Source organism: Arthrobacter sp. 05T444 (assembly GCF_056395905.1).
The window spans coordinates 46,160-59,809 of sequence record NZ_JBFTKK010000026.1 but is presented as its reverse complement, the minus strand read 5'-3'; the positions used below and the strand labels follow the sequence as shown (position 1 = coordinate 59,809).

Sequence of the window (13,650 nt, the reverse complement as noted above, 5' to 3'; positions counted from 1 at the left end):
TACGGTCCCGAAGACCTCGAACTCGTCGCTCAGAAACTCAACGGCCGGCCACGTAAAACGCTCGGCTGGGAAACCCCAGCCGAGCGTTTACGTGCTTTACTACTAACCACCTAACCAACAGGTGTTGCAACGACCCCTAGAAACCGCCCAAAGAAACAGGGGCCTCAAGTGTTTGTTCGCGGTTTTTAGCGAGGGCGCGGAAACGCTTAGAACTCGAACCAGATCTTGATTTCGCGCTCGGCCGAGTCCACTGAGTCGGAGCCGTGAACGAGGTTCTGCTGGACCTTCAGGCCCCAGTCGCGGCCGAAGTCGCCGCGGATGGTGCCCGGGGCCGCCGTCGTCGGGTCGGTAGTGCCGGCCAGCGAGCGGAAGCCTTCGATCACGCGGTGGCCCTCGAAGATCGCGGCAACCACGGGGCCGCTGAGCATGAACTCAACCAGCGGCTCGTAGAACGGCTTGCCCACGTGCTCTTCGTAGTGCTGCTCCAGCAGGTCCCGGGTGGCATTTACCTTCTTGAGCTCAGCCAGGGTGTAGCCCTTAGCTTCGATGCGGCCAAGGATTTCGCCGGTCAGGTTACGGGTGACGCCGTCGGGCTTGATCAGGACGAGGGTGCGCTCAATGCTCACAGCTGCTCCAATGTGGTTGGTTGTGGGTTTCCGGCTAAGTCTACGGGTTCTGGCCGGCGCCTTCACTGCGCGGGCCGTCGGGATGCGCGGCATCCCATTCGGCCTGCTCCCGGGCCCGCTGGGCGGCTTCGGCGTCGATCCGGATGCCTGTCCTGATGCCGTACCACCAGGCGAGGGCGAACAGAACGCCCACGAGGAACATCAGGGGCTCCACGAACCCGGCGAAGATGAGCACCAGCTGCAGGACCCAGCCGAGCGCCACGCCCCACGGTTTCGACAGGACGGCGCAGGCCAGAACCAGGACCACGCTCAGCCCGATGCCCACGGCGAGGATTAGCACCGGGGACATCTCGCTGCGCCGCAGTCCGAAGACGGCCAGCGTAGCGAAGAACGCCACGAAAGCCTCCAGCAGCAGCACCGTGGACGCGAACATGACCTTGGTGGACCTGCGTTTTTTGGGCATGCCCGGCCGCCATTCGCGCTGGGCTTTGGTCAGCTTGGCCATGGGTCAGGCCTCCGTTTTTCCGAGCAGGATGCGGGCTTCCGCCACCAAGGTGATGGAGCCCGTCACCAGCACGCCGCCGGCAAGATCTTCGTTGGCCTCAGCGCGCTCCACAGCCCATTCGAGGGCATCATCCAGCTTCTCGGCGATGTGAATGTTCTCCTCACCAAAGCCGAGGTCGACGGCGAGCTCCGCCAGTTCCGCGGCCGGAACCGCCCGCGGCGAGTTCGACTGCGTGAAGCAGAACTCCTCGGCGAGACCGCCCAGGGACGCCTTGAGCTGGCGGAGGATCTCCTCGGCGTCCTTTTCCTTGAGGACACCGACCACTGCAACGATCTTGCTGAAGCTGAAGGCTTCCTCAATGGCCTCGGCCGAAACGCGGATGCCCTCCGGGTTGTGCGCTGCGTCCACGATGATGGTGGGCGCGGTGCGGAGCACCTCAAGGCGGCCCGGGGACGTGACCGTGGCGAACGCTTCCTGCAGCACTTCGGCGTCCAGCTCTTTCTCGCCACCGCCCAGGAACGCCTCGAGCGCCGCGACGGCGACCGCCGCATTCTCGGCCTGGTGCGCGCCGTGGAGCGGCACCATCAGCTCCGGGTAGCGACCCGCAAGTCCCTGGATGGTCACAACCTGCCCGCCGACGGCGACCTGCCGCGATTCGACGCCGAACTCCACGCCCTCGAAGCGGAACGGCACCTGTACTTCCTTGGCCTTCTCCAGCAGGACCTGGGCAGCATCCGTGGGCTGGGCCGCGCTGATGAGGAAGCCGCCCGGCTTGATGATGCCGGCCTTCTCGTAGGCGATGTCCTCTGTGGTGTCACCCAGGAGGTCCGTGTGGTCCAGGGAGATCGGCGTGATCACGGCTACCTGGCCGTCGCCCACGTTCGTGGCGTCGGTGATGCCACCCAGGCCCACCTCCATGACCGCCACATTGACGGGCTGGTCCGCGAAGACGGCGAAGGCGAGAATGGTCAGGCACTCAAAGTAGGTCAGTCTGGGCTGGTCCTCGGCCAGGAGTTCGTTGTCCACGATTTCCAGGTAGGGCCTGATTTCGTCCCAGATCCGGACGAACGTCTCGTCGGACACCGGCGCGCCGTCCACGCTGATCCGCTCCGTGACCTTGGACAGGTGCGGACTGGTGTAGCGGCCGGTGCTGAGGCCGTGCGCGCGGAGGCCGGCCTCGATCATCCGTGCCGTGGAGGTCTTGCCGTTGGTGCCTGTGACGTGGATGATCGGGAACGCCTTGTTCGGCTCCCCCAGCACATCCATGGCCCGGAAGAGGGGCGCGAGCCGGGGTTCCATCTTGTTTTCCGGCGCCCGGCCCAGCAGCTCGGCGTAGACGCTCTCCACGGAGAATTCGTCGGTCATAAGATTCAGGCCTCTGCTTTTTCGACGGTGATGAGGGGTTCCCCTGACCCGGCCGGAACGGTGTCCAGCTCCAGGGTCAGGGTTTCGGTCTTGACGAGTTCGGCGTTGGCCAGCAGGGCGTCCACCACGTTCTGTGCCGCGGTGACCGTGGTCCGGATCCGGTCGCTCACGTTGAGTCCGGCGTCCTTGCGTGCCTGCTGGATGGCGCGCACCATGTCCCGCGCCAGCCCTTCGGCCTCAAGCTCGGGGGTGACCTCGGTGTTGAGCACCACGAAGCCTCCGGTGGGCAATACTGCGACGGCAGAAGATGCGGAGCCGGAACCGCCGGCGGACTCGGCAACCACCGTCTCCAGCGAGTATTCCTGCGGCTCCAGCTCGAGTCCGCCTGCGGTCACCACGCCGGAGTCCGAAACCGACCAGTCCCCGGATTTGGACCCCTTGATGGCCTGCTGGACGTTCTTGCCGAGGCGTGGGCCCGCCGCCCGGGCGTTGACCACGAGCTTCTGCTCGATGCCGAACTCCTCCGGAGAGGCGCTGGCGGCATCCAGCAGGCGCACCGAGCGCAGGTTCAGTTCATCGGCGACGACGGCAGCGAACCCGCCCAGCGCATCCGCCCCCGGTGCCACCACCGTGAGTTCCTGCAGCGGCAGGCGGACGCGGAGGTTCGCGGCCTTGCGCAGGGAGGAACCGGTGGAGCAGATCTGCTGGACGCGGTTCATCGCCTCGACCAGACCGGCATTGGCCGGGAACAGATCGGCGTCCGGCCAGTCGGCCAGGTGCACGGAGCGGCCGCCGGTGAGTCCGCGCCAGATTTCCTCCGAGACCAGCGGCAACAGCGAAGCTGAGACTCGGCAGACCGCCTCCAGCGCCGTGTACAGCGCATCGAAGGCGTCGGCGTTCTCGTCGAAGAAGCGCTGGCGGCTGCGGCGTACGTACCAGTTGGTGAGCATGTCCAGGTAGCTGCGCAGCTCGTCGCAGGCGCCGGAGATGTCATAACTGTCCAGCTGGACGGTCATGTTGCGGACCAGGTCGCCGGTGTTGGCCAGCAGGTACTGGTCCAGGGTGTCGGAGTAGCCGTCGTAGCGGAGCTGGGCGTCGTAGCCGTCCCCGCCCTTGGCCGCGTTGGTGTACAGGGTGAAGAAGCTGTACACGTTCCACAGCGGCAGGATGACCTGCCGGACGCCGTCGCGGATTCCCTGTTCGGTGACCACGAGGTTGCCGCCGCGCAGGATGGGGCTGGACATGAGGAACCAGCGCATGGCGTCGGAGCCGTCGCGGTCCAGGACCTCAGACACGTCCGGGTAATTGCGCAGGCTCTTGGACATCTTCTGACCGTCGGAGCCCAGCACGATGCCGTGGCTGATCACGTTCCGGAAGGCAGGACGGTCAAACAGCGCTGTGGACAGGATGTGCAGCATGTAGAACCAGCCGCGCGTCTGCCCGATGTACTCCACGATGAAGTCCGCGGGGTTGTGGGTGTCGAACCACGCCTCGTTCTGGAACGGGTAGTGGACCTGGCCGTACGGCATGGAGCCGGAGTCGAACCAGACGTCCAGCACGTCCTCGACGCGGCGCATCACGGACTGGCCCTCGTCGGGGGTACGGGGATCGTCCGGGTTAGGGCGGGTCAGTTCGTCGATGAACGGCCGGTGCAGGTCGACCTGGCCGTCCTTGTTCAGCGGGAGCCGGCCGAAGTCGGCCTCGATTTCGGCGAGCGAACCGTAGACGTCGGTGCGCGGGTACTCCGGGTCGGTGGACTGCCACACCGGGATCGGGCTGCCCCAGTAGCGGTTGCGGCTGATGGACCAGTCGCGGGCGTTGGCCAACCACTTGCCGAACTGGCCGTCCTTGACGTTGCCCGGGATCCAGTTGATCTCCTGGTTCAGCTCGGACATGCGGTCGCGGAACTTGGTGACCTCCACGTACCAGGAGGACACGGCCCGGTAGATCAGCGGGTTGCGGCAGCGCCAGCAGTGCGGGTAGCTGTGCTCGTAGCTGGCCTGCCGGACCAGCCGTCCCTGGGCGCGCAGCACCTGGGTGATGGGCTTGTTGGCCTCGAAGACCTGCAGCCCCGCGATGTCGTGCAGGTCGCCATGCTTGAACAGCGGCAGGAACTTGGCGCCTTCGTCCACGGACAGGACCACGGGGATGCCCGCTTCCTCGCAGACCTTCTGGTCGTCCTCACCGTAGGCGGGTGCCTGGTGGACGATGCCCGTGCCGTCCGTGGTGGTGACGTAGTCGGCCACAAGGATCCGCCAGGCGTTCTCGGTGCCGAACTTTTCGGTGTCGCTGAAGTCGTGCCACAACGGCTCGTACTCGAGGCCCTCCAGCTCCGCGCCCGTGTGGGTTGATGTGACGGCGGCTGCCGCGGCAGCACCGTCGTCGTACCCCAGATCCTTAGCGTAGGTGCCGAGCAAGTCTTCGGCGAGCAGGAACCTGCCGGTGACCGGCGCCTCCGGGGAGGCAGCCTTGACGCCGCCGGGGCCGGCGGGCAGCACGGCGTACGTGATGGCAGGCCCGACGGCGAGCGCCAGGTTGGTGGGCAGCGTCCAGGGGGTGGTGGTCCAGGCGAGCGCCTGGACTCCGGCAAGCTGCCGGGAGAGCCCGGAGTCCCCCGCCGTGATGGGGAAGGTCACCGTGACGGTCTGGTCCTGGCGGTTCTTGTAGACGTCGTCGTCCATGCGCAGCTCATGGTTGGACAGCGGCGTCTCGTCCTTCCAGCAGTACGGCAGCACACGGTAGCCGTTGTAGGTCAGGCCCTTCTCGTGCAGCTGCTTGAAGGCCCACAGCACCGACTCCATGTACTCGACGTTGAGCGTCTTGTAGTCGTTGTCGAAGTCGACCCAGCGCGCCTGCCGGGTGACATACGCCTTCCACTCGTTGGCGTACTTCATCACCGACGCGCGGCAGGCGTCATTGAACTTGTCGATGCCCATGGCTTCGATCTGGGTCTTGTCCGTCATGCCGAGCTGCTTCATGGCTTCCAGCTCGGCGGGCAGCCCATGGGTGTCCCAGCCGAAGCGTCGCTCGACCCGCTTGCCGCGCTGGGTCTGGTACCGGCCCACGAGGTCTTTGGCGTAGCCGGTCAGCAAATGGCCGTAGTGCGGCAGGCCGTTGGCGAAGGGAGGGCCGTCGTAGAAGACGAATTCGTTGCTGCCGGACGTTCCGCCGGGAAGGTCCGGATGGCGCTGGTCGATGCTTGCCTGGAAGGTGCCGTCCTCATCCCAGTACTTGAGGATGCGCTCCTCGATCTCCGGAAACTTCACGGAGGCAGACACGCCGGAGGTGTTGGCGCCTGACGGTGCGGCAGAAGCCTTGGGGTAATAGGTCATCTCGACATCCTGGGTTGAGCTGGTGAACAAGTGGATCATTCAGGATGCGAGGACGGCCCGTACGCCGTTGTCCCGTGTCACTGTCCAGTGTCACTGCCCAACGATGCCGGCACCGCGGTACCACCTCACTTACCGGCACAGGGACTGGCCCCCAAAGGAGGTGTTCCGGCGCCGGCCGCTCATTACTGCTGTGACGGGCTTACCCGTCCGGTTCTACTGGCCTGCACGGTTGGTTCATGAGTTCGGTCAATTCATGAGTACCGGGCCGGGGTTCTTCCGGAAGCTCACCGGTGATGGCCGGGTCAAAGCTGTTGGCACCAGTCTAACGGCTGTGCTCCCGGACGCCATAACCGAGGGGACCCTCCAGAACGGGCGTCAAGCGCTGTTTCCTGCCTAGACTCAATGCCATGACAGTCCCCGCCCCGGACTCCTCGGAACGAGGCCTTGCTTCCGCGAATCCCCCCGGATCCCCGCAATCCCCCGCTTCGAGCCGCGGCAGGGGTTTCGCGTGGCGGCTGCTGGCGCTCGCCGTCCTTGTGCCTGTGGCGTCCTTGTCGATCTTCCGGGCCATCCCCGCGCAATGGCCGACGCCCGTGGTCCAGTTGCTGTCTTTCACGCCCTGGATGGTGGTTCCCGCCGTCCTGGCTCTGGGGCTGGCGCTGGCCGGCCGCCGGGTGTGGGTCAACGCCGCGGCCGCGGTGCTGCTGGCCGCCCAGCTGTTCTGGCTCTTTCCCCTGGACGCCGGGCGCTCCCTGCCGGGCCAGTCCGCCGCCGCCACGTCATTGACGGCCATGAACATCAACTCCGAATTCGGCCAGGCCGATGCGGCGGAGATCGTCCGCCTGGTCCGGGAGAACGGCGTCGATCTGCTCACGGTTCAGGAACACACCCAGGACCTTGAGGACAGCCTGGCATCCGAGGGGCTGGGAAGCCTGTTGCCCCACAGGATCAGCAGTCCAACGGACGACGGCGCCGGGAGCGCGATCTATTCTGCCCATCCAATGCAGGCCCTGGGGGTGTTGCCTGACACGCCGTTCCAAATGCCTACGGTCCGGCTGGCGATCGAGGACACCGGCCGCACAAGCACGCTCGACGTCACGAACGTCCACGCGCTGCCGCCGGTGGACGTCCGCGTCGCCCAATGGCGCAGCGACCTGGCGGCACTCGGGCGGCTCGCTGCGCAGGATCGTCCGGCTGCGGGGACGGCAGCGAGTCCGGCTGCGGGGACGGCCGCGGGGACGGCAGCGCACGGGAGTCCTCCCGGACTGCCGGCCAACCGCCTGCTGATCGGAGACTTCAACGCCACCTACGACCACTCCGAGTTCCGGGCAGTGCTCGACGGCGGCGCCAACGGTTCAGGATTGAAGTTGGTTGACGTGGGAACCGCCGCGGGCCTGCGGCTGGTCCCCTCGTGGCCGATGGAAGGCATGCCCCTGCCCGGGATCACCATCGACCACCTCGTCACGAGCCCGCAGATCGCCAGTTCCGGCTATGCCGTGCATCGGATCCCGGGAACGGATCACGCCGCGGTTTTGGCCACGCTCAGGATCCCGGCAGCGGGCTAGGCCCGGGGCAGCTTCATGCCGTATTCGCCCATCAACCCCGAGTGAACCTCAGGTGTTCAGGCCTGCTTGCGGATCAGCTTGTGGTTGGCCGCCTGCGCGACCGGACGGATCACGATCTGGTCCAGGTTCACGTGGTGCGGTGCGCAGACGGCGTAGCGCACCACGTCCGCCACATCGGCGGCCGTCAGTGGGTTTTCCACGCCCTGATAGACCTTTTGGGCGGCTTGCGCGTCGCCCAGCCTGTTGAGGGCGAACTCCTCGGTCTGGACGAGCCCCGGGGCAACCTCGATCACGCGGACATTGTTTTCGGCTTCCTCAAGGCGAAGCGCTCCGGTCACGGCGTGCTGGGCGAACTTGGCGGCGTTGTATCCGGCGCCGCCCTCGTAGGCCACGAGCCCCGCTGTGGACGTCAGGTTCAGGACAGTGCCCTCACCGTTTTCGCGCAGCATCGGGAGGAAGGCGCGAGTAAGTTTCATGGTCCCCAGGACGTTCACCCGGTACATCCACTCCCAGTCATCGGTCTGGGCCTGCCCCACCGGATCCGCGCCGCGGGCTCCGCCGGCGATATTGACCAGGGTGTCGATGCCGCCTGCGGCGGTCACCTCGGCCAGGAGCCTGGCAACGTCACCGTCTTCGGCGATGTCAGCCGGAATTCCGACGGCACCCGTCTCAGCTTCCAGCGCGGCCAGCCGCTCCTGGCGCCGGGCAACGGCATAAACCGTCCACCCCTCGGCCCTCAGCGCCCGGACGGTCGCCTCGCCGATGCCGGTGCTTGCACCTGTGACGACAGCTGCTTTGTTCTTCGATACCTCAGTCATGGCACCACCCTAACGGCATTCGGAGCATGCCTCAGCCGCGTCTCGCCTGTAGGAACTCCAGCAGCACCCGGGCGTGGTTCACTTCCGGATCCCGCGCACCGTAGAGCAGCGTCACCCTCGTGTGGCCGCGGGCCAGGTCCAGCAGCTGCCCCACTGCGGGGTTCTGTTCGAGTTCCGCTTCATACTGCGCCCGGAAGTCGGCGAAACGCTCCTGCATGTGGGCGAATTCCTGCCGGAGGGGCGGGGAGGGCGCAATTTCCTTCAGCCACAGCTCAAGACGGGCGCGTTCCTTACTGACCCCGCGCGGCCAGAGCCTGTCCACCAAAACCCGGCAGCCGTCGTCGTCCGCGGGGTCCTCGTAAATGCGCTTGATCACAAAGGGACCGTCTGCATTCTCCATAGGCGGCATGCTACTGCAGGTTCACCGGGCGGTCTGCTGCAGGCTCCCGGCTAAGGTCATGAAACAATTGGCCCATGGCTGAATCAACGCAGGGTACAGACACGCCCGCCACCGCCCCCATCAACGTTCCCGACAAGCCGGCCCTTGAAGGCCTTGAGGCTGCCCTGACGCAGCGCTGGCTGGACGAAGGAACCTACAAGTTCAACCCGGACACCACCCGGGAGCAGGTCTACTCGATCGACACTCCCCCGCCCACGGCATCGGGGTCCCTCCACGTGGGCCACATGTTCTCCTTTACGCAGACCGACGTCCAGGCCCGCTACATGCGCATGACCGGCAAGAACGTCTTCTACCCGATGGGCTGGGACGACAACGGCCTGCCCACCGAGCGCCGCGTGCAGAACTACTACGGCGTCCGCTGCGATCCAGCCATCCCCTACAACGCCGACTACCGGCCGCCGGCACAGGCTGCCAAGAACCAGCGCGACTTCGACGTCGTGTCCCGGCAGAACTTCATCGAGCTCTGTGAGGAACTCGCCGTTGAGGACGAGAAGGTTTTCGAGAACCTGTTCCAGACCCTCGGCCTGTCCGTCGATTGGGACCTCACGTACCGCACCATCGACGACACCTCCCGTGCCGTGTCCCAGCGTGCCTTCCTCAAGAACCTGGCTGCCGGCGATGCCTACATGGCCGAGGCACCCACCCTGTGGGACGTCACGTTCCGCACCGCCGTCGCCCAGGCGGAGCTTGAGGACCGCGAAGTTGCCGGCGCCTACTACCGCTACCCGTTCTTTACTGAAAACGGCGAAAAGATCTACATCGAGACCACCCGCCCCGAGCTGCTCGCCGCCTGCGCGGCGCTCGTGGCAAACCCTGACGACGAACGGTACCAGCCGCTGTTCGGCAAGAAGGTCACGTCTCCCCTTTTCGGCGTCGAGCTTGAGGTCAAGGCCCACCCGCTGGCCAAGGCCGACAAGGGCTCCGGCATCGCCATGGTGTGCACGTTCGGTGACCTCACCGACGTCACCTGGTGGCGGGAACTCCAGCTGCCCACCCGCGCCATTGTTGGCCGCGACGGACGCATCATCGGCGAAACGCCCGAGTGGATCACCACGGAAGAGGGCCGGCAAGCTTTCGCCGCCATCGCCGGCAAGACCGTCTTCAGTGCCAAGGAAGCCGTGGTGGAGCTCCTCGCTGCGGCCGAACTGCTCGACGGCGAGCCGAAGAAGATCATGCACCCGGTCAACTTCTTCGAAAAGGGCGACAAGCCCCTCGAGGTAGTAACCTCCCGCCAGTGGTACATCCGCAACGGCGGCCGCGACGAGGACCGCCGCGAACGCCTGATCCGGCGAGGTCACGAGATCGAGTTCCATCCGGCCTTCATGCGCTCACGCTACGAGAACTGGATTTCCGGCCTCAACGGCGACTGGCTGGTGTCCCGGCAGCGCTTCTTCGGCGTGCCCGTGCCTGTCTGGTACCCCCTGGACGCGGACGGGAACCCGGACTACGACGCCCCCGTCGTGCCCGCCGACGAGCAGCTTCCCGTGGACCCCGCCGCGGACGCGGCCCCCGGCTACGACGAAGCGCAGCGCGACGTTCCGGGCGGTTTCACCGGTGACGCCGACGTCCTGGACACCTGGGCCACGTCTTCCCTGACGCCGCATATTGTTGGCGGCTGGAGCAGGGACGAGGAGCTCTTCGCCAACGTCTTCCCCTTCGACCTCCGCCCGCAGGGCCACGACATCATCCGCACCTGGCTGTTCTCGTCCGCGGTGCGCGCAGACGCCCTGCAGAACACGGCCCCCTGGAAGCATGCGGCCATCTCCGGCTGGATCCTGGACCCGGACCGCAAGAAGATGTCCAAGTCCAAGGGCAACGTGGTGGTGCCCACGGACGTGCTCAACGAGTTCGGCTCCGACGCTGTCCGCTACTGGGCCAGCTCGGCCAAGCTCGGCGCGGACACGGCGTATGAAATTGCGCAGATGAAGATCGGCCGCCGCCTGGCCATCAAGCTGCTCAACGCCTCCAAGTTCGTCCTGAACCTGGGTGCGACGGAAAACTCGGTGGTAACGGACGACCACGCGGTTCTCACCAACCCGCTTGACCGCGCCGTCCTGGCGCAGCTCTCCGACGTCGTGACGCAGTCCACCAAGGCATTTGAGAACTACGACTACGCCCGGGCACTGCAGATCACCGAGAGCTTCTTCTGGCAGTTCACCGATGATTACGTGGAGCTCATCAAGGACCGCGCCTACGGGGCCGCGGGTGAAACAGAGCAGGCCTCAGTGCTCGCCGCGCTGGCCACCAGCCTGGACACCCTGCTCAGGCTCTTCGCGCCATTCCTGCCGTTCGCCACCGAGGAAGTCTGGAGCTGGTGGCGAAACGCCTCAGTACACCGCGCTGAATGGCCTGCGGCGCTTGAGGTCGCGGACGGAGACACCACGCTGCTCGCGACGGTGGGCCTGGCCCTGAGCGGCATCCGGAAGGCGAAGTCGGAGGCCAAGGTCAAGCAGCGCACCGAGGTTCTGTCTGCCACCATCACGGCCACCGAATCCCTCACCACGCAGCTCAAGGCAGGTCTGGCTGATCTGAAGGCGGCCTCCAACGCCCGCGAAATCACGCTGATAGCGGGTGACGGCGAACTGAGTGTCAGCGACGTGGTGCTGGTTCCAGCCGAGGAGACCGGGCCGGCCTGACCGGATTGCACGCCCGCTAAAAGTTTCCGGGCAAAGGGGAAGCCCCATCAGCGTTTTGCCGTTGGTGGGGCTTCGACTTTCGGCCATCTGGTGACATCTATGACGGTCTGGCAAGATCCTCAGAAGTTTCAGGTCTTCCTACCTTGTCACTGGTAGCCATCATCTGACTTTGCCGAAGGCTGCGTCGGATGAGTGTCACTGAATCTTTGGTTCCTGCGTCCCTTTTCTTTCGAATTGGGTAAGAACCATTGTTGTCCCCCTCATTTGGATGCGCAAGAGCCCCGGGAGAACTACTCGCATGTAGTTCTCCCGGGGCTCTTGGTCCCTTCGAACAGGGCACCCGGCTAGTCGAAGGCGGGGCTTTCGGTGCGGCTGCGCTTGATCTCGAAGAAGTGCGGGAACGAGGCCAGTGTGACCGCGGCGTCCCACAGCCGGCCGGCCTCTTCGCCGCGCGGAATGCGGGTCAGGACGGGGCCGAAAAACGCCGTGCCGTTGAACGCCACCACGGGTGTCCCGACGTCCTGGCCCACCAGGGAAATGCCCTGTTCGTGGCTCGCCCGCAGCTGGGGGTCATACGCGTCGGACTCCGCAGCGTGGGCCAGATCCGCCGGCAAACCGCAGTCGGCGAGGGCCTTGCCGATGACAATCGAAAAATCCTTCTGGCCGCCGTCGTGGATCTGCGTGCCCATGGCGTCGTAGAGGTCCTTGACCACTCGGCCGCCGTGCTGTTCCTGCGCGGCGATGATCACGCGCACGGGTCCCCACGCCTTGTCCATGGCTTCCCGGTACTTGGGGTCCAGGTCCCGGCCCTCGTTCAGCACGGAGAGGCTCATGACGTGCCATTCCGTGGTGATGTCGCGAACATCTTCCACCTCACCGATCCAGCGCGAGGTGATCCAGGCGAAGGGGCACAGGGGGTCGAACCAAAAATCAGCTTTGTTGGCAGCGGTTTCAGACACAGCGAATCTCCTCGAAAAGTCATCAGGGTGTTGCGTACCCAGGGCACGCCTAGGCGACAGCGAGAATCTAGGCGGATTTATTCCGGCGTTTCGCGACGACGTCGTGCGCAATCATGGTGGGCTGCGCCTTCTTGGCTACAACGTCCGCCGTGATCACAACGCTGGCGATATCGTCGCGGCTGGGCAGATCGAACATCACCGGCAGGAGGACTTCCTCCATGATGGCGCGTAGTCCGCGTGCACCGGTCCCGCGCTCGAGCGCCTGGTCTGCAATCACGTCCAGGGCGGCGTCGTCGAACACGAGTTCAACACCGTCCAGCTGGAACATCTTCTGGTACTGCTTCACCAGGGCATTCTTGGGAGTGGAGAGGATCTGGATCAGCGCGGGACGGTCCAGATTCGAGACTGTGGTGATCACCGGGAGGCGGCCGATGAATTCCGGGATGAGGCCGAATTTGAGCAGGTCCTCCGGCATCACTTCGCCGTACGAGTCAGTGGTGTTCTTGACCTCGTTCAGCGGCGCCCCGAAACCGATGCCCTTGCGGCCGGACCGGGAGCCGATGATGTCCTCCAGGCCGGCAAAGGCGCCAGCCACGATGAACAGCACGTTGGTGGTGTCGATCTGGATGAATTCCTGGTGCGGGTGCTTGCGGCCGCCCTGCGGCGGAACGGAGGCCACTGTGCCCTCGAGGATCTTGAGCAGCGCCTGCTGCACGCCCTCACCCGAGACGTCGCGGGTAATGGACGGGTTCTCACTCTTGCGCGAGATCTTGTCGATCTCGTCGATGTAGATGATGCCCTGCTCAGCCTTCTTGACGTCGTAGTCCGCTGCCTGGATGAGCTTCAGCAGGATGTTTTCGACGTCCTCGCCCACGTACCCAGCTTCGGTCAAGGCAGTTGCATCGGCCACGGCGAAGGGCACGTTGAGGCGGCGGGCGAGGGTCTGCGCGAGGTAGGTCTTGCCGCAGCCGGTGGGGCCGATCAGGAGGATGTTGGATTTGGAGATCTCGACGTCGTCATGGTGGACACCCTCCGCCAGGCTGCCGCTCTTGGGAGCGTGGCCGGCCTGGATCCGCTTGTAGTGGTTGTAGACGGCGACGGCGAGGGACCGCTTTGCGGGTTCCTGGCCGATGACATATTCCTGGAGGAAATCGAAAATCTCCCGGGGCTTGGGCAGTTCAAAACTGCCCAGATCGGCCACTTCGGCGAGTTCCTCTTCAATGATCTCGTTGCAGAGTTCAATGCACTCGTCGCAGATATACACGCCGGGCCCGGCAATAAGCTTGCGTACCTGCTTCTGGCTCTTTCCGCAGAAAGAGCACTTGAGCAGATCCGTGCTCTCGCCAATCCGAGCCATATGTGAACCCCTTAGTATCTTGCTGCG

At 65.2% G+C, this 13,650-nt stretch carries 10 protein-coding genes and 1 pseudogene; 3 read left to right on the top strand and 8 right to left on the bottom strand.

Annotation, left to right across the window (positions count from 1 at the left end; all coding sequences use genetic code 11):
• Window positions 1-114: pseudogene (locus tag AC1DD3_RS19485) on the top strand (IS30 family transposase); the annotation flags it as partial.
• Between the two features lie 92 nt (window positions 115-206).
• Here the strand turns inward: AC1DD3_RS19485 and ndk are convergent.
• Genes ndk through ileS form a run of 4 tightly spaced genes read right to left on the bottom strand, consistent with a single transcriptional unit; the run spans window position 207 to window position 5,828 of the window.
• Window positions 207-626, bottom strand: coding sequence for a nucleoside-diphosphate kinase (ndk, locus tag AC1DD3_RS19480; protein ID WP_230119737.1), 420 nt, complete (start codon window positions 624-626; stop codon window positions 207-209).
• A gap of 40 nt (window positions 627-666) precedes the next feature.
• A complete protein-coding gene (locus AC1DD3_RS19475; protein WP_476875622.1) occupies window positions 667-1,131 on the bottom strand; it encodes a DUF4233 domain-containing protein in 465 nt (154 codons plus the stop codon).
• 3 nt (window positions 1,132-1,134) lie between these two features.
• Complete coding sequence (locus AC1DD3_RS19470) at window positions 1,135-2,496, bottom strand: bifunctional folylpolyglutamate synthase/dihydrofolate synthase (protein ID WP_230119735.1); 1,362 nt, start codon at window positions 2,494-2,496, stop codon at window positions 1,135-1,137.
• A gap of 5 nt (window positions 2,497-2,501) precedes the next feature.
• Window positions 2,502-5,828: an isoleucine--tRNA ligase gene (gene ileS / locus AC1DD3_RS19465; protein ID WP_476882317.1), complete on the bottom strand. Its 3,327-nt coding sequence runs from the start codon at window positions 5,826-5,828 to the stop codon at window positions 2,502-2,504.
• A 407-nt stretch (window positions 5,829-6,235) separates the two neighbouring features.
• Between ileS and AC1DD3_RS19460 the strand changes: the two genes are divergently transcribed.
• Window positions 6,236-7,393 carry an endonuclease/exonuclease/phosphatase family protein gene (locus AC1DD3_RS19460; protein WP_476882316.1) on the top strand — a complete coding sequence of 386 codons (1,158 nt, stop codon included), beginning with the start codon at window positions 6,236-6,238 and terminating at the stop codon, window positions 7,391-7,393.
• Window positions 7,394-7,449: 56 nt separating this feature from the next.
• Here AC1DD3_RS19460 and AC1DD3_RS19455 read toward each other — a convergent pair whose 3' ends face one another.
• Window positions 7,450-8,211: an SDR family oxidoreductase gene (locus AC1DD3_RS19455; RefSeq protein WP_230119732.1), complete on the bottom strand. Its 762-nt coding sequence runs from the start codon at window positions 8,209-8,211 to the stop codon at window positions 7,450-7,452.
• 31 nt (window positions 8,212-8,242) lie between these two features.
• Window positions 8,243-8,611: a DUF488 domain-containing protein gene (locus AC1DD3_RS19450; RefSeq protein ID WP_230119731.1), complete on the bottom strand. Its 369-nt coding sequence runs from the start codon at window positions 8,609-8,611 to the stop codon at window positions 8,243-8,245.
• Between the two features lie 74 nt (window positions 8,612-8,685).
• On the opposite strand from AC1DD3_RS19450, the gene valS reads away from it, so the two are divergent.
• Window positions 8,686-11,307 carry a valine--tRNA ligase gene (gene valS, locus AC1DD3_RS19445; RefSeq protein WP_476882315.1) on the top strand — a complete coding sequence of 874 codons (2,622 nt, stop codon included), beginning with the start codon at window positions 8,686-8,688 and terminating at the stop codon, window positions 11,305-11,307.
• A 344-nt stretch (window positions 11,308-11,651) separates the two neighbouring features.
• Here the strand turns inward: valS and AC1DD3_RS19440 are convergent, their stop codons facing one another.
• Together AC1DD3_RS19440 and clpX are read right to left on the bottom strand one after the other, a co-directional pair.
• Entirely contained in the window at window positions 11,652-12,266 is a 615-nt protein-coding gene (locus tag AC1DD3_RS19440) for a mycothiol-dependent nitroreductase Rv2466c family protein (protein ID WP_476882314.1), read from the bottom strand.
• 67 nt (window positions 12,267-12,333) lie between these two features.
• Complete coding sequence (gene clpX / locus AC1DD3_RS19435) at window positions 12,334-13,623, bottom strand: ATP-dependent Clp protease ATP-binding subunit ClpX (protein ID WP_476882313.1); 1,290 nt, start codon at window positions 13,621-13,623, stop codon at window positions 12,334-12,336.
• Window positions 13,624-13,650 lie beyond the last annotated feature (27 nt).

Excerpts from the sequence above, each read along its gene's own strand:
- clpX (WP_476882313.1), bottom strand. The coding sequence starts at position 13,623 with ATGGCTCGGATTGGCGAGAGCACGGATCTGCTCAAGTGCTCTTTCTGC.
- ileS (WP_476882317.1), bottom strand. The coding sequence starts at position 5,828 with ATGACCTATTACCCCAAGGCTTCTGCCGCACCGTCAGGCGCCAACACC.
- AC1DD3_RS19460 (WP_476882316.1), top strand. The coding sequence starts at position 6,236 with ATGACAGTCCCCGCCCCGGACTCCTCGGAACGAGGCCTTGCTTCCGCG.
- AC1DD3_RS19475 (WP_476875622.1), bottom strand. The coding sequence starts at position 1,131 with ATGGCCAAGCTGACCAAAGCCCAGCGCGAATGGCGGCCGGGCATGCCC.
- AC1DD3_RS19455 (WP_230119732.1), bottom strand. The coding sequence starts at position 8,211 with ATGACTGAGGTATCGAAGAACAAAGCAGCTGTCGTCACAGGTGCAAGC.
- AC1DD3_RS19450 (WP_230119731.1), bottom strand. The coding sequence starts at position 8,611 with ATGGAGAATGCAGACGGTCCCTTTGTGATCAAGCGCATTTACGAGGAC.
- valS (WP_476882315.1), top strand. The coding sequence starts at position 8,686 with ATGGCTGAATCAACGCAGGGTACAGACACGCCCGCCACCGCCCCCATC.
- AC1DD3_RS19470 (WP_230119735.1), bottom strand. The coding sequence starts at position 2,496 with ATGACCGACGAATTCTCCGTGGAGAGCGTCTACGCCGAGCTGCTGGGC.